General features: G+C 61.8%; 10 protein-coding genes and 1 pseudogene. 8 read left to right on the top strand and 3 right to left on the bottom strand.

Annotated features, from left to right (window positions below; translation table 11 throughout):
• Window positions 1-13 precede the first annotated feature (13 nt).
• The 5 genes from FS777_RS12025 (at window position 14) to tadA (ending at window position 4,788) form a co-directional block, all read left to right on the top strand.
• On the top strand, window positions 14-673 hold the full coding sequence (locus FS777_RS12025) for a hypothetical protein (RefSeq protein WP_078479018.1): 660 nt from the start codon (window positions 14-16) through the stop codon (window positions 671-673).
• The gene (locus FS777_RS12020) at window positions 666-1,343 is read left to right on the top strand and encodes a hypothetical protein (RefSeq protein WP_145255670.1); all 678 of its coding nucleotides are present in this window, start codon (window positions 666-668) and stop codon (window positions 1,341-1,343) included. The genes FS777_RS12025 and FS777_RS12020 overlap by 8 nt, the downstream gene beginning before the upstream one ends.
• Complete coding sequence (locus FS777_RS12015; RefSeq protein WP_145255669.1) at window positions 1,340-2,800, top strand: M48 family metallopeptidase; 1,461 nt, start codon at window positions 1,340-1,342, stop codon at window positions 2,798-2,800. The genes FS777_RS12020 and FS777_RS12015 overlap by 4 nt, the downstream gene beginning before the upstream one ends.
• A gap of 126 nt (window positions 2,801-2,926) precedes the next feature.
• A complete protein-coding gene (locus FS777_RS12010) occupies window positions 2,927-4,309 on the top strand; it encodes a multicopper oxidase family protein (protein WP_145255665.1) in 1,383 nt (460 codons plus the stop codon).
• On the top strand, window positions 4,309-4,788 hold the full coding sequence (gene tadA, locus FS777_RS12005) for a tRNA adenosine(34) deaminase TadA (protein ID WP_100852136.1): 480 nt from the start codon (window positions 4,309-4,311) through the stop codon (window positions 4,786-4,788). The genes FS777_RS12010 and tadA overlap by 1 nt, the downstream gene beginning before the upstream one ends.
• 9 nt (window positions 4,789-4,797) lie before the next feature.
• Here the strand turns inward: tadA and mltF are convergent, their stop codons facing one another.
• Complete coding sequence (gene mltF / locus FS777_RS12000) at window positions 4,798-6,255, bottom strand: membrane-bound lytic murein transglycosylase MltF (RefSeq protein ID WP_058604478.1); 1,458 nt, start codon at window positions 6,253-6,255, stop codon at window positions 4,798-4,800.
• Between the two features lie 356 nt (window positions 6,256-6,611).
• Here mltF and purL point away from each other — a divergent pair, with 356 nt between their 5' ends.
• Window positions 6,612-10,511, top strand: a complete 3,900-nt coding sequence (purL, locus tag FS777_RS11995) for a phosphoribosylformylglycinamidine synthase (RefSeq protein ID WP_145255662.1) — start codon at window positions 6,612-6,614, stop codon at window positions 10,509-10,511.
• A gap of 3 nt (window positions 10,512-10,514) precedes the next feature.
• Window positions 10,515-10,826, top strand: coding sequence for a hypothetical protein (locus FS777_RS11990; RefSeq protein ID WP_058638579.1), 312 nt, complete (start codon window positions 10,515-10,517; stop codon window positions 10,824-10,826).
• 151 nt (window positions 10,827-10,977) lie between these two features.
• Here FS777_RS11990 and FS777_RS11985 read toward each other — a convergent pair.
• Window positions 10,978-11,247 (bottom strand): annotated as a pseudogene (locus FS777_RS11985) (alkaline phosphatase PhoX); the annotation flags it as partial.
• A 134-nt stretch (window positions 11,248-11,381) separates the two neighbouring features.
• Window positions 11,382-12,290 (bottom strand): RHS repeat-associated core domain-containing protein, encoded by a 909-nt coding sequence (locus FS777_RS11980; protein WP_145255660.1) that lies wholly within the window; start codon window positions 12,288-12,290, stop codon window positions 11,382-11,384.
• Window positions 12,291-12,612: 322 nt separating this feature from the next.
• Here FS777_RS11980 and FS777_RS11975 point away from each other — a divergent pair, with 322 nt between their 5' ends.
• Window positions 12,613-13,566, top strand: coding sequence for an IS110 family transposase (locus FS777_RS11975; protein WP_058638577.1), 954 nt, complete (start codon window positions 12,613-12,615; stop codon window positions 13,564-13,566).
• Window positions 13,567-13,732: the final 166 nt, after the last annotated feature.

Raw genomic sequence — 13,732 nt, 5'->3', positions numbered from 1 at the left:
AGGGGTATCGATCATGAGTGAACATACCGATCCATTGGCCGACTTGTCCGGGTCGCTGGGCAATGACTACGACCAGTCGCGCACGGCCCAGCGCGAGCATGTCATTGCCGAGCTTCGGCAAGTGATTGAACGTGTGCCGGAGCAGAGCGAGTTCACCAACTCTCGTCGTTATCGCGTGTGGGGGCCAGTATTGCTGGTCGGTGCCCTGATTCTGTTCGGAATCGGCATCAGCATGCAGCGCACCGGGCCGATCGTGGCCACCGCCTTCATTGTGCTCATCGCCGCTGCCGTGACCTGGCAGCACCGCAACGCCGGTACCCAGGTGTTCATGCGCCTGACGCGCCGACAACTGTTCGTCGACACGTTGGACGCGCCGGTGGACTTGGCGCAGGTGCAGGATATCTCGGTCAAGGATGAAGGGCTGGTGATGGTGCAGACGCTGGAGATGAGCAGCGATGCCGTACTGCCTACCCACCGAGTGGTGAAGCTGCAGTTCTTCGGTAACCAGGCCATGGTGCTGAAGAAGCCGCGCCCCCAGGTTCGCATCATGTCGGCGGGGCTTGCGCAAAACGGGCGCAAGCTGTCCAACGAAGAAGTGCTGGCCGTACTGACGGCCTACTGCGATGCCGCCCACGCCCAGCGTCAGCTTGAGCTGCTGCAGGCCAATGGATAATACCGGCGCCAATGCCGACCTGACCTACCTGCAGGTAAATGCCGTCGGCCCCGATGAGTCGTTCGAGCTGCATGAACACTCGCTGGGCAAGACACTTTCGTGTGCAGTCATCGGGTTGGTGGCGATTGGGCTCGGTGGCTGGCTTGCGAGCCTGCCCATGCTCTTCGGTCCGCAGACCGCCAGCACAGTGAAGGTGCTGCTGTGGGCATTCGGCGCAGGGTTGGTCGGCATCGGGCTGGTGGCCCTGGTCAGTGCCTGGGCGCTGTACCAGCGCCATGGGCGGTGCGCACTGGCGGTGACCCGTGACACGGTCGCTTTCGCCAACGCCTTGGCCCCAGTGCCATGGGAAGCGTTCGAAGGCTTCGATGTCGAACAGCGGCGGCTCAGTACGCACCTGGTATTCAGCCTCGCCGCGTTCAGCGCCGCGCCTGTCCTCAAGGCCCCAGGTTTCAAGGCGCTCGCAGCACCTGATGCTCAGCTGATCGCCGGTGGCCTGCGGCTCAAGGTGTGGGCCTGCAACTTCACCCGGGCGGGGCGCAAGCTCGCGCTGGCAGAACTGGTGGACGTACTCTACCCCTACCTGCAGGCAGCACAGGCCAGGCGCACCTTGGCACAGTTGTTCCCGGCCGTGGCTCGCCAAGGCGATGCCTTGCGGCGGGCTGCGCCATGAGCAACGAGGCCATACGGCTGTTCAGGCGCGTAGGCTGGGGCTTGGCCCTGCTGTTGTTGCCGCTGCTGGTGCTGGGGTGGAGCCAGGTGCAACTCTGGCGCGTCGAGGTGGCCCAGGCGCAGGCACAGGCGATACGTCAGTGGCTGGATGCGCCAAGCGACACGCTTTTGCAGGCCCTGCCCAAGGCCGAGCGTAACCCCTACATCCCCCAAGCAGACCGACGTGAGCGGCTTCAACGTGAGCTTGACCGTTATGAGGCGGGCCTTGGCGGGCAGTCTCTGCGCAAGGTCCTGGCCGTCACGAGCGGGCTGCTGGCGGTTCTGGCCTTGCTGACTGCGGTCGGGGCATGGCTCAGGCTCAGGCTGGACGCCTGGCGGGCGCTGCGCTCAATTGAGTTCTTGCAGCGGCACATGACCCAGCGTTGGCGTGCCCTGGGCAAGTGGCTGGTACTGCATCTGGGCTTGCTGGCTGCTGCGTTGAGCCTGGCCTTGCTGTACGAGCTGAGCGTTGCGACCAGCCGGGTGGCGGAGGGTGGGTTGACGGTGCTGTTCATCGTGCTGCCGCTGGCCTCGTGCGTGCTGGTCTGCCTGCAACTGGCCAGGCGGTTGCATCGACGCTGGCCGCTGGTGCTCGATCAGAGCACATCCTTTCTGGGCAGGGCGCTTGATCGGGACAGTGCACCCGGCATATGGCGCTGGGTCGAAGGCCTGGCGGCGCAGCTTCAGGCACCGGTCCCCGACAACATCGTGGTCGGGCTCGACCAGGGCTTTTTCGTCACCAGCGTGCCGATTCTGCTTCAGCCTGCCGGCTTGCCGCTGACGGGCCGCACGCTGTATTTGCCGCTGCCCTACCTGGGCATACTCAGCCAGGCGGAAGCTGGCGCGGTCATTGGACACGAACTGGGTCATTTCCGGCATCAGGACACCGAACGCGCGAGCCAGACCAACGCACAGTTCAGCATGATGCTTGCCCATTTCTCGGCGCTGGTCGGCCACGACGAGCCCGCGCCCTGGACGCAGCGTCCAACGCTGTGGATGGCCTGGCAGTTCCTGCACCATTTCCAGCGTGCGGTGCTGCATTGGGGGCGGTCGCAGGAGCTGCTGGCGGACCAGGCAGGCGCTGCAGTCGGCGGGCAACGGCTGTTCGCACAGACCCTGCTGCGCATCATTGCGCTGCAGCCTGCGGTCGATACGGTGCTGGCGACGTGTGGCGGGCAAGGCGTCGATCGAGCCTTGCCTGGCTACCTCGAGCGTCACCCGTTGCAGGTCGGTGACGAGGTGCTGAGTGCTGTCCTGGCGCACCCGTTCGACACTCACCCTGCAGCCGCTTCCCGCCTGCAGGCATTGAATGTGGCGCCCGACCCGGCGCTGCTGGGCGCCGCTACCCGGGCGCCGGGCGTCGAGGAACGTCACTGGTTCGGCCAACTGTGCAAAGCGCCGCACGCACAAGCCGATTGAGCGCGACAGGGCACATTGGGGCGATCATTCACTTAATCTTTCCCATTTGCAGGTGTATCGTATTCGCCCTTCCTCATCAGCGCCCGCTGGTGAACTGTTTGTGCCGAACACGAGGTACCCGCTGCGATGTCCTTCACCCGTCGACAAATGCTCAAGGGCCTGACTGGCCTGGTTGTGGTTGGCCTGGGCGCGGGGGGCGCCGCGCGGTACTGGCTGGGCAAGGTCGAAGATGACAATGCCGGCCATGACTACGAGCTGATCGCAGCGCCGCTGGACGTCGAACTGGTCCCTGGACATACAACCGAAGCCTGGGCGTTCGGGCCCAGTGCCCCTGGGACCGAGCTGCGCGTGCGGCAGGGCACTTGGTTGCGCGTGCGCTTCATCAACCACCTGCCGATCGAGACCACCATCCACTGGCATGGCATCCGCCTGCCGCTGGAAATGGATGGCGTGCCGTATGTGTCGCAGTTGCCGGTCAAGCCAGGGGAGTATTTCGACTACAAGTTCCGGGTGCCCGATGCCGGCAGCTACTGGTACCACCCCCACGTCAGCAGCTCCGAGGAGCTGGGCCGAGGCCTGGTAGGCCCGCTGATCGTCGAGGAGCGCGAACCCACCGGTTTCAAGCATGAGCGCACGCTCAACCTCAAGACCTGGCATGTGGACGAGCAGGGGGGCTGGATGCCGTTCAGCATCCCGCGCGAGGCGGCGCGCAATGGCACCGCAGGGCGGCTGATCACCATCAACGGCCAGGCTGATGCCGTGACCGAGCTACCGGCAGGGCAGGTGGTGCGCGTGCGCCTGCTGAACCTGGACAACACCTGGACGTACCGCATCAACCTCAAGGGCAACTGCGAAGCGCGGATCTACGCGCTCGATGGCAACCCCATCACCCCCCGGCCATTGGAAGATGACTACTGGCTGGGGCCTGGCATGCGCATTTGCCTGGCGATCCGCATTCCCAACGCCGGTGAAGAGATTTCCCTGCGCGACGGCTTCGTGCGCCTGGGCACCCTGCGCGCGGTGGCCAACCCGGATGCGCCCAGCGACTGGCCAGCGGCGCTGCCGCCCAACCCCATCGCCGAGCCGGACCTGGAAAACGCCGAGAAGCTCAACTTCAACTTCGAGTGGGCAGGTAAAGTGTCGGTCGGCACCGACCAGGGCAAGCCGCCGAGCCTGTGGCAGATCAACGGCCAGGCCTGGGACATCACCGACAAGACCTGCGCAGATCGCCCAATTGCAACGCTGACCAGGGGCAAGAGCTACATTTTCGAATTGAAGAACATGACCCAGTACCAGCACCCCATCCACTTGCACGGCATGAGCTTCAAAGTGATTGGTTCCAACCGGCATGACATCAAGGAGCCGTGGTTCACCGACACCTACCTGCTGGGCAAGAACGAGCGCGCCCAGGTTGCGCTGGTCGCCGATAACCCGGGCACCTGGATGTTCCACTGCCACGTCATCGACCACATGGAAACCGGCCTGATGGCCGCGATCGCGGTGGTCTGATGCGACCGCAGATCATCGACCGCAGCCACGACCAGACCTACATGCGCATGGCGTTGGCATTGGCCGCCGAGGGCGCACAGCTGGGGGAAGTACCGGTGGGCGCCGTGCTGGTGCAGGACGGCCAGGTCATCGGCCAGGGCTTCAACCGCCCGATCACCGACAGCGACCCCAGTGCCCATGCCGAGATGGTGGCGATCCGCGCCGCAGCTCGCGCGGTCGGCAACTACCGCCTGCCAGGCAGCACGTTGTACGTGACCCTTGAACCCTGCAGCATGTGCGCCGGTTTGATCGTGCATGCGCGGGTGATGCGCGTGGTTTTCGGCGCACTGGAACCCAAGGCGGGGATCGTGCAGAGCCAGGGCCAGTTCTTCGGGCAGGGCTTTCTGAACCACCGTGTGCTGGTGGAGGGTGGCGTGATGGCCGAGGCGTGCGGGCAAGTGCTCAGTGACTTCTTCAGGGCTCGCCGGTCCAAGCCGTGACGTGACCGGCTACAGCGGCGGTGACTGCTCTGCCGGTTTAGCCTTGTTCACACCCGGGACATGCAGGTTGCCCTCTGCCACCTGGCCTTCGAGCTGAGGCTGGGTAACCCAGGTGAGAATGTCGTAGTAGCGGCGGATGTTGGCGACAAAGTGCACCGGTTCGCCGCCCCGTGCATAGCCGTACTTGGTCTGGCGGTACCATTGCTTCTGCGCCAGGCGCGGCAGCATCTTCTTCACATCCAGCCACTTGTTGGGGTTGAGCTTCTCGCGCTTGGCCAGGGTGCGCGCGTCTTCCAGGTGGCCGCTGCCGACGTTGTAGGCGGCCAGCGCGAACCAGGTGCGGTCGGGCTCCTGGATGCTGTCGTCCAGCTCGGCCTTGATCTTCATGAAGTACTTGGCGCCACCCTTGATGCTTTGCTTGGGGTCCAGGCGGTTGGAGACGCCCATGGCCTGTGCGGTGCGCTGGGTCAGCATCATCAGGCCGCGCACGCCGGTCTTGGAGGTGACTTCCGGCTGCCACATGGACTCCTGGTAGCCGATGGCGGCCAACAGGCGCCAGTCCACCTGCTCGACCTTGGCATAGCTCTTGAAATGCTTCTCGTACTTGGGCAAACGTTGCTGCAGGTGCTGGGCGAAGGTGTAGGCGCCCACATAGCCCAGTACATCGACATGCCCGTAATAACGGTCCTTCAGGCGCTGCAGGGTGCCGTTCTTCTGGGACTTGTCGAGGAATTCGTTCACCTCGTTCAGCAGGCTGTTGTCCTCGCCTGCGGCGACAGCCCAGCGCTGGTCGCGGGACTCGCCCAGGTCGAAGGCCACGCGCACGTTGGGGAAGTACACCTGGTTCATGGCCAGTTCGTTGGAATCCACCAGGGTGAGGTCGATCTGCCCCTCGTCGACCATGCGCAGCAAGTCCACCACTTCCACGGCATCGGATTCTTCGTATTGCAGGCCCGGGTACTGTTTTTTCAGCTCGGCCAGTTGATCGGCGTGGCTGCTGCCCTTGAGCACCATGATCTTCTTGCCGACCAGGCCTTGGGCGTTGGTCGGGCGCGAGCGGCCATTGCGGTAGATGACCTGAGGCGTCACCTCCAGGTAGGGGTGTGAAAACTTCGCCTGGGCCTGGCGCCGTTCGCTGCTGACAAGGCCGGCGGCTGCCAGCACCGGGCCGGACGGCTTGCCAAGGTCGTCAAACAGCTCGTCGAGGTTGTCGGCGGTCTCGATTTCCAGCTTCACGCCCAGGTCGTCGGCAAAATGCTTGACCAGTTCGTACTCGAAGCCGGTCTCACCGTTGCGATCCTGGAAATAAGTGGCCGGGCTGTTGCGGGTGATCACGCGCAGCACGCCGTCCTCCTTCACGCGCTCGAGGGTACTGGGTTTTTCAACGCAGCCACCAAGCAGCAGAAAGAGTCCGGTTGCGAAAAGCCATCTGGCGCAACGCTGGCGCAAAGCAGTGTGGGTGAACATAGGTTGCAGTATACGCAAAGGACTGGCCGTGCCATATCTCGACAACGGTTAGCTTGTCTGATAGCGCTTTTCAGGCGTTTGCTGTCTGATCGTGCCGTCCAGCGCTGTGTGCCAAGCCCGGTTGATGGGGTAAACCCTGTAACAGAGCACTCGGACCTCATTGTGCAAAGCCTGGACGGAGGTTGCCTGTGGGGCTGTATCAGCGTCTGGGCAAGGTGCATGAACCCCCGGAAATTTTGACCCGCAGGTCCGGTTCCGCCGCCCGGCAGCCCTGCGCTACAGCGGGTGCCGCAAGCGAACGAATTAGGCTAGAATGCACGGCCTCCAAGCACACCCCTTCTGAGGCTGTCCCGACGATGTTGATCCTGCGCGGCGCTCCTGCCCTTTCTGCCTTTCGCCACGGTAAGTTACTCGAGCAACTGAGCCAGAAAGTCCCCGCTGTTACTGGTTTGTATGCCGAATTTGCCCACTTTGCCGATACCGACGGCGAGTTGACCGCCGACCAGCAGCAGGTGCTGGGCCGTCTGCTCAAGTACGGCCCGAGCGTACCGGTGCAGGAGCCCGCCGGTCGCCTGTTCCTGGTCGTGCCGCGCCTGGGCACTATTTCGCCCTGGGCCAGCAAGGCCAGCGACATCGCCCACAACTGCGGCCTGCAGTCGATCCAGCGCCTGGAGCGCGGTATTGCGTACTACGTTGCCGGTGACCTCAGCGACGCCGATGCCGAGCAGGTGTCGGCGCAGTTGCACGACCGCATGACCCAGCGCGTGCTGGGCCAGCTGGAGCAGGCCGCCGACATGTTCAGCCACGCCCAGCCAAGGCCCATGACGTCGGTGGACATCCTAGCCGGCGGCCGCGACGCCCTGGCCCAGGCCAACATCGACCTGGGCCTGGCACTGGCCGAGGACGAAGTGGACTACCTGGTCACCGCGTTCCAGGGCCTCAAGCGCAACCCCAACGACATCGAACTGATGATGTTCGCCCAGGCCAACTCCGAGCACTGTCGCCACAAGATCTTCAACGCCAGTTGGGACATCGACGGCCAGGCGCAGGACAAGAGCCTGTTCGGCATGATCAAGAACACCTACCAGATGCACAGCGAAGGTGTGCTGTCGGCGTACAAGGACAACGCTTCGGTCATCGTCGGCAACGTTGCAGGTCGTTTCTACCCGAACCCTGAAACCCGCCAGTACGGTGCGGTGCAGGAGCCGGTACACATCCTGATGAAGGTGGAAACCCACAACCACCCGACCGCCATCGCACCTTTCTCCGGTGCCTCGACCGGTTCGGGCGGCGAAATCCGTGACGAAGGTGCCACCGGCCGCGGCGCCAAGCCCAAGGCCGGCCTGACCGGCTTCACCGTGTCCAACCTGCGCATCCCAGGCTTCGAGCAGCCCTGGGAGCAGGCCTACGGCAAGCCTGAGCGCATCGTGGACGCCCTCGACATCATGATCGAAGGCCCGCTGGGCGGCGCGGCCTTCAACAACGAATTCGGTCGCCCGGCCCTGACCGGTTACTTCCGTACCTTCGAGCAGTCCATCAACACCCCGCACGGTGAAGAAGTGCGCGGCTACCACAAGCCGATCATGCTCGCCGGCGGCATGGGCAACATCCGTGAAGACCACGTGCAGAAGGGCGAGATCACCGTCGGCGCCAAGCTGATCGTGCTCGGCGGCCCGGCCATGCTGATCGGCCTGGGCGGCGGCGCTGCCTCCTCGGTAGCCACCGGTGCCAGCTCGGCTGACCTGGACTTCGCCTCGGTACAGCGCGAAAACCCGGAGATGGAGCGCCGTTGCCAGGAAGTCATCGACCGCTGCTGGCAGCTGGGCGACGCCAACCCGATCGCCTTCATCCATGACGTCGGCGCCGGCGGCATCTCCAACGCCTTCCCGGAACTGGTCAACGACGGTGGCCGCGGTGGTCGCTTCGAGCTGCGCAATGTGCCCAACGACGAGCCGGGCATGGCCCCGCACGAAATCTGGAGCAACGAATCGCAGGAGCGTTACGTGCTGGCCGTCAGCGCTGTCGACTTCGAGCGCTTCAAGGCCATCTGCGAGCGTGAGCGCTGCCCGTTCGCCGTGGTCGGCGAAGCCACCGAAGAACAGCACCTGACCGTCACCGACAGCCACTTCGACAACACTCCGGTCGACATGCCGCTCGACGTGTTGCTGGGCAAGCCGCCACGCATGCACCGCTCGGTCACCCGCGAAGCCGAGCTGGGCGATGATTTCGACCCGAGCGAGCTGGACCTGGACACCGCTGTACAGCGCGTGCTGAGCCACCCGGCCGTGGCCAGCAAGAGCTTCCTGATCACCATCGGCGACCGCACCATCACCGGCCTGGTCGCCCGCGACCAGATGGTCGGCCCTTGGCAGGTACCGGTGGCCGACTGCGCCGTCACCGCCACCAGCTTCGATGTCTACACCGGCGAAGCCATGGCCATGGGCGAGCGTACTCCGCTTGCACTGCTGGATGCCCCGGCATCCGGGCGCATGGCCATCGGCGAAACCATCACCAACTTGGCCGCTTCGCACATCGACAAGCTGTCTGACATCAAGCTGTCGGCCAACTGGATGTCCGCTGCCGGCCACCCAGGTGAAGACGCGCGCCTGTACGACACCGTCAAGGCTGTCGGCATGGAGCTGTGCCCTGAGCTGGGCATCACCATCCCGGTCGGCAAAGACTCGATGTCGATGAAGACTAAGTGGAGCGAAGAGGGCATCGAGAAGAGCGTCACCTCGCCGATGTCGCTGATCATCACAGGCTTCGCCCCGGTCACTGACATCCGCAAGACCCTGACCCCGCAACTGCGCATGGACAAGGGCGAGACCGACCTCATCCTGATCGACCTGGGCCGTGGCAAGAACCGCATGGGTGCCTCGATCCTGGCCCAGACCTACGGCAAGATCGCAGCCCAGGCGCCGGACGTCGACGACGCCGAAGACCTCAAGGCGTTCTTCGCCGTGATCCAGGGTCTTAACGCCGACGGTCACTTGCTGGCCTACCACGACCGTTCCGATGGCGGCCTGGTCACCACCGTGCTGGAAATGGCCTTCGCTGGCCACTGCGGCCTGGACTTGCACCTCGATCCGCTGACCGACAGCAAGGCCGACATCCCGGCGATCCTCTTCAACGAAGAGCTGGGCGCGGTCATCCAGGTGCGCCAGGACGCTACCCCGGACGTACTGGTCCAGTTCAGCGCCGCAGGCCTGGGTGAGCAGTGCGTGGCGGTGATCGGCAAGCCGGTCAACAACGCCGAAATCTCCATCAGCCTGAACGGCGAAGTGCTGTTCGATGACGACCGCCGCATGCTGCAGCGCCAGTGGGCTGAAACCAGTTACCAGATCCAGCGCCTGCGCGACAACGCCGATTGCGCCGATCAGGAATTCGACCTGCTGCTCGAAGAAGACAACCCAGGGCTGTCGGTCAAGCTTGGCTTCGATGTCAACGATGACATCGCCGCGCCCTACATCAAGAAGGGCGTGCGTCCGCAAGTGGCCATCCTGCGCGAGCAGGGCGTCAACGGCCAGGTCGAAATGGCGGCTGCCTTCGACCGTGCCGGGTTCGCGGCCATCGACGTGCACATGAGCGACATTCTTGCCGGTCGCGTGGACTTCGAGGCCTTCAAGGGCCTGGTCGCCTGTGGCGGTTTCTCCTACGGCGACGTGTTGGGTGCCGGCGAGGGCTGGGCCAAGTCAGCCCTGTTCAACAGCCGTGCGCGTGATGCCTTCCAGGCGTTCTTCGAGCGCAACGACAGCTTCGCCCTGGGCGTGTGCAACGGTTGCCAGATGATGTCCAATCTGCATGAGCTGATCCCGGGTACCGAGTACTGGCCGCACTTCGTGCGTAACCGCTCCGAGCAGTTCGAGGCGCGGGTGGCCATGGTCGAGGTGCAGAAGTCCAACTCGATCTTCCTGCAGGGCATGGCCGGTTCGCGCATGCCGATCGCCATCGCCCACGGCGAGGGCCATGCCGAGTTCGCCAGTGAAGAGGCCTTGCTGGAGGCTGATGTGTCCGGTTGCGTGGCGCTGCGTTACGTGGACAACCACGGCAAGGTCACCGAGGCCTACCCGGCCAACCCCAACGGCTCGCCTCGCGGTATCACCGGGCTCACCAGCCGCGACGGCCGCGTGACCATCATGATGCCGCACCCGGAGCGTGTGTTCCGTGCCGTACAGAACTCGTGGCGCCCGGATGAGTGGCAGGAAGATGCGGCGGTGATGCGCATGTTCCGTAATGCGCGGGTGTGGGTGAACTAAGGCGTGTACAAGCTCGCCTTCTTTGTTCCTGCCAGCCATGTTGAGGTGGTCAAGGCTGCTGTGTTCGCCGCGGGTGGTGGGCACATGGGTGATTATGACCACTGCGCCTGGCAGACCTTGGGCCAGGGCCAGTTTCGTCCGTTGGACGGCAGTTCGCCGTTTCTCGGACGGGCGGGTCAGGTCGAGGTGGTGGAAGAGTGGAAGGTGGAGCTGGTGGTGGCTGACGATCTAGTTGCCCAGGTCGTCGCAGCGCTCAGGCAAAGCCACCCGTACGAGACGCCAGCCTATGAGGTTTGGCGGCTCGCCGAGTTCTAGAGCGTAGCAAGGGTGCTCGCGGCGGTTCGACGCCTCGACACGCCCGCTCCCACTCGTATTTCACAGGTCCTGAACCTTGTGAGATCGCGTACCCCCTGCAGGAGCCTTGTGCCGCGAATGGGCAGCAAAGCGGCCCCTGTACGCTGGACGATCAGGCAGTCCCGATCTCCCCGCCATCATTGCGCTGAATCACCACCGTCGAAGCCCGCCGTCTCACCTTGGCCGCAGCCGGGGTAGCATCTGTAGCCTTGTCGGTATATGGCCAGTTCCCCGGGTGCTGAATGTTGACGAACAGCGTCTTGTTGTCCGGGGTAATGGCAATCCCGGTCACCTCGCAATCATTCGGCCCGACCAAGAAGCGGCGCAGGTCCACCTGATTCTGCGTATTCATCGGCATTCGCTTGTCGCTGGCTGCTACCAGGGAAGCAGTATGATTTCACTCGAACTGTCGTGGAAGTGTTTTTGCTGAGCGATGCGTTCTTGGACGAAGCGCGTCCCAAGACTACGTCACTGCGCTAATCTGCTTGACAGCGCCACTGGATTGAAAAATTAAGTTTAGTGACGGATATAGTCATAAGGATCAGGTTGAATAGGTGTAACTCGAACCTCCCCGATAGTGTCTCTGATAAGTCTTCTTTCAAGGTAACTATGGGTTGCCAGCTGGGCGGCAACGCCGAGAGTAAGTGTGTTCGTCGCTTGATAGGTTAAAAGATTAGCTGCGGCTGCAATGGCTGCATTTTCTGCGCGGTTAATTATTAGGCTGGATAGGGGTTCTAGTACTTCGGCACTGTTAATAATCCTATTTCCAACACCTGCGACAAACTCGACGTCACCGATATCTACAGATACATGATATGAGTTCGGTGCTGGTGTGTGCCCGGCTCTATGCAGGATAAGTGTTAAATTTGGGCTCTGAGTGCGTTCGCCGCCGATACGTAGCTGTGCTCTATCCACAGAAATAGTTGGACGTTGACCAACAAGCCAATTTACTCCGCGCTTGATCCATTCCCACATTTTTCCACTAGGGTCATGCCGGTTGATGGGATCGTTCTGGCAATAGCAGTAGCCGTTAGGCCCGCCTTTGCCGAATGGAGACATAGTGTCAGCCTGGAGAAATCGCCTCGATCTGCTACTGTAGAGCCGGCGTCCATTGCCGAGAACATAACAGTCCAGCATTGTATCGAGCCGCTGCCCGCTGAACGTAATAAGATGTGTTGATGGGGCTGCGTGCAGAAAACCATAGGGTGAAAAGTTCTGTTGAGTGCCTGCAGGAATACCGCGCAATGCGGTGTTTGAATTGTCAGATTGCAAGAGTTGACTGCTTGTTGTTATTGCATCTGATTCGGCTAATGCAATGCCATTGGCCCAGAGCAGGCGACGTGGGCTGTCACTTACTTCGCAAGCCAGTTTAGGGCCTTGGAAGAAAAATTTTTTCTTTTTTGTCGGGAGCACTGTCGAACGCATATACGTAGCCCGTGGCGAAGTATGTGACTGGATGATTTACTACTGGCTCGCCTACGTCTACTAGCAGATTTATCAGGTGGTTTGACTGCTTCCAATGGAACTGCAGTTTCGAGGGGAAATGAAAGGGAGGCGCTCGCGAAGAATCCAACGCGGTGTATATGGCATCGGCTGTGTCGGTGTTCGCGGGCTGGCCCGCTTGTATGGTTAGACTTGAAGGGGTGGTGGGACGCTAAAGCCGATTCTGACTGTCAGCAGCAGTACAGCTGTGGGAGACATCGTCCCACCCCTTCAAGCCCTAGAACCATAACGTGAGGAGCCACCCATGGCAATGCAGGTAGATCGGTTAATCGTGGGTGTAGATGTCGCAAAAGCGGAGCTGGTTATTCATCACGACGACCGCGATGAAATTATCAAGATTAAAAACGCTAAGCCAGAAATCAAGAAGTGGCTCAAACAGCAAGCGGCCCACACGGCGATCGCCGTTGAGGCTACCAATGTCTACCACTTGGACTTGGTTGAACTAGCCCACGGGATGGGTTTTCAGGTTTATGTCGTCGACGGATTCCAGTTAAGCAACTACAGAAAAGGTGTCGGGGGACGTGTAAAAACTGATCCATCTGATGCTCGACTACTATCCCGTTTCCTTAGGAACGAAGGCAACGAACTCCGGCCCTGGAGCCCCCCGCCGGCCGTCTACGGCAAGCTCCAGAGCCTGCTGCGGCGCCGGGCGGCTTTGGTGACTGCGCGCACTGCGATGACCCAAAGTTGGGCCAACGAAAATCTGCTTAGAGCCGCCTTCGAGACCTTTGTGAAGTCGATTGATCGGCTGGACCAGTTGATCCAAAAGAAACTGAAAGAAGTGCTGCGCGAGGCTGGATTGCAGGAGCAAGTTGCGCGCTGCCAGGCAGTGGAAGGAATCGGTTTTCTCACCGCCACCGCATTGGTAATGGCATTTGTGAGAGGTGAATTTAAGAGCAGCGACTCATACATCGCCTTTTTGGGGATGGACTTGAGAGTGAGCGATTCTGGGCAGAAGAATGGACGTCGCCGTCTTACCAAGCGCGGCTGCTCGGAGATCCGTCGTCTGCTTCATAACGCTGCGATGGCAGCCAGCCGATCGGCGGCATGGAAAGAACTTTATGAGAAACAGCGCACGGCAGGAAAAGCGACGACCCAAGCACTGGTGATTTTGGCTAGGAAACTTGCGCGGGTGGCGTTCGCCCTGATGAAAAATCAGGACGAATATGTCACCAGAAAGGGGAAACTGGCTTGCTGAAAACCATAGAATCTCCCACTTGGATGTAGAATGATATTCAAAAGGTGTATACGCTTTACATAAATATATCGAGTGTATAACTTGTTGCTGTTGCTGTTGCTGTTGCTGTTGCTGTTGCTGTTGCTGTTGCTGTTGCTGTTGCTGTTGCTGTTGCTGTTGCTGTTGG

The organism is Pseudomonas sp. DE0157 (genome assembly GCF_007678615.1).
GTDB classification, from domain to species: Bacteria; Pseudomonadota; Gammaproteobacteria; order Pseudomonadales; family Pseudomonadaceae; genus Aquipseudomonas; species Aquipseudomonas parafulva_B.
Note: the sequence above shows the minus strand (reverse complement) of the source record. Positions and strands in the feature narration are given on the sequence as shown.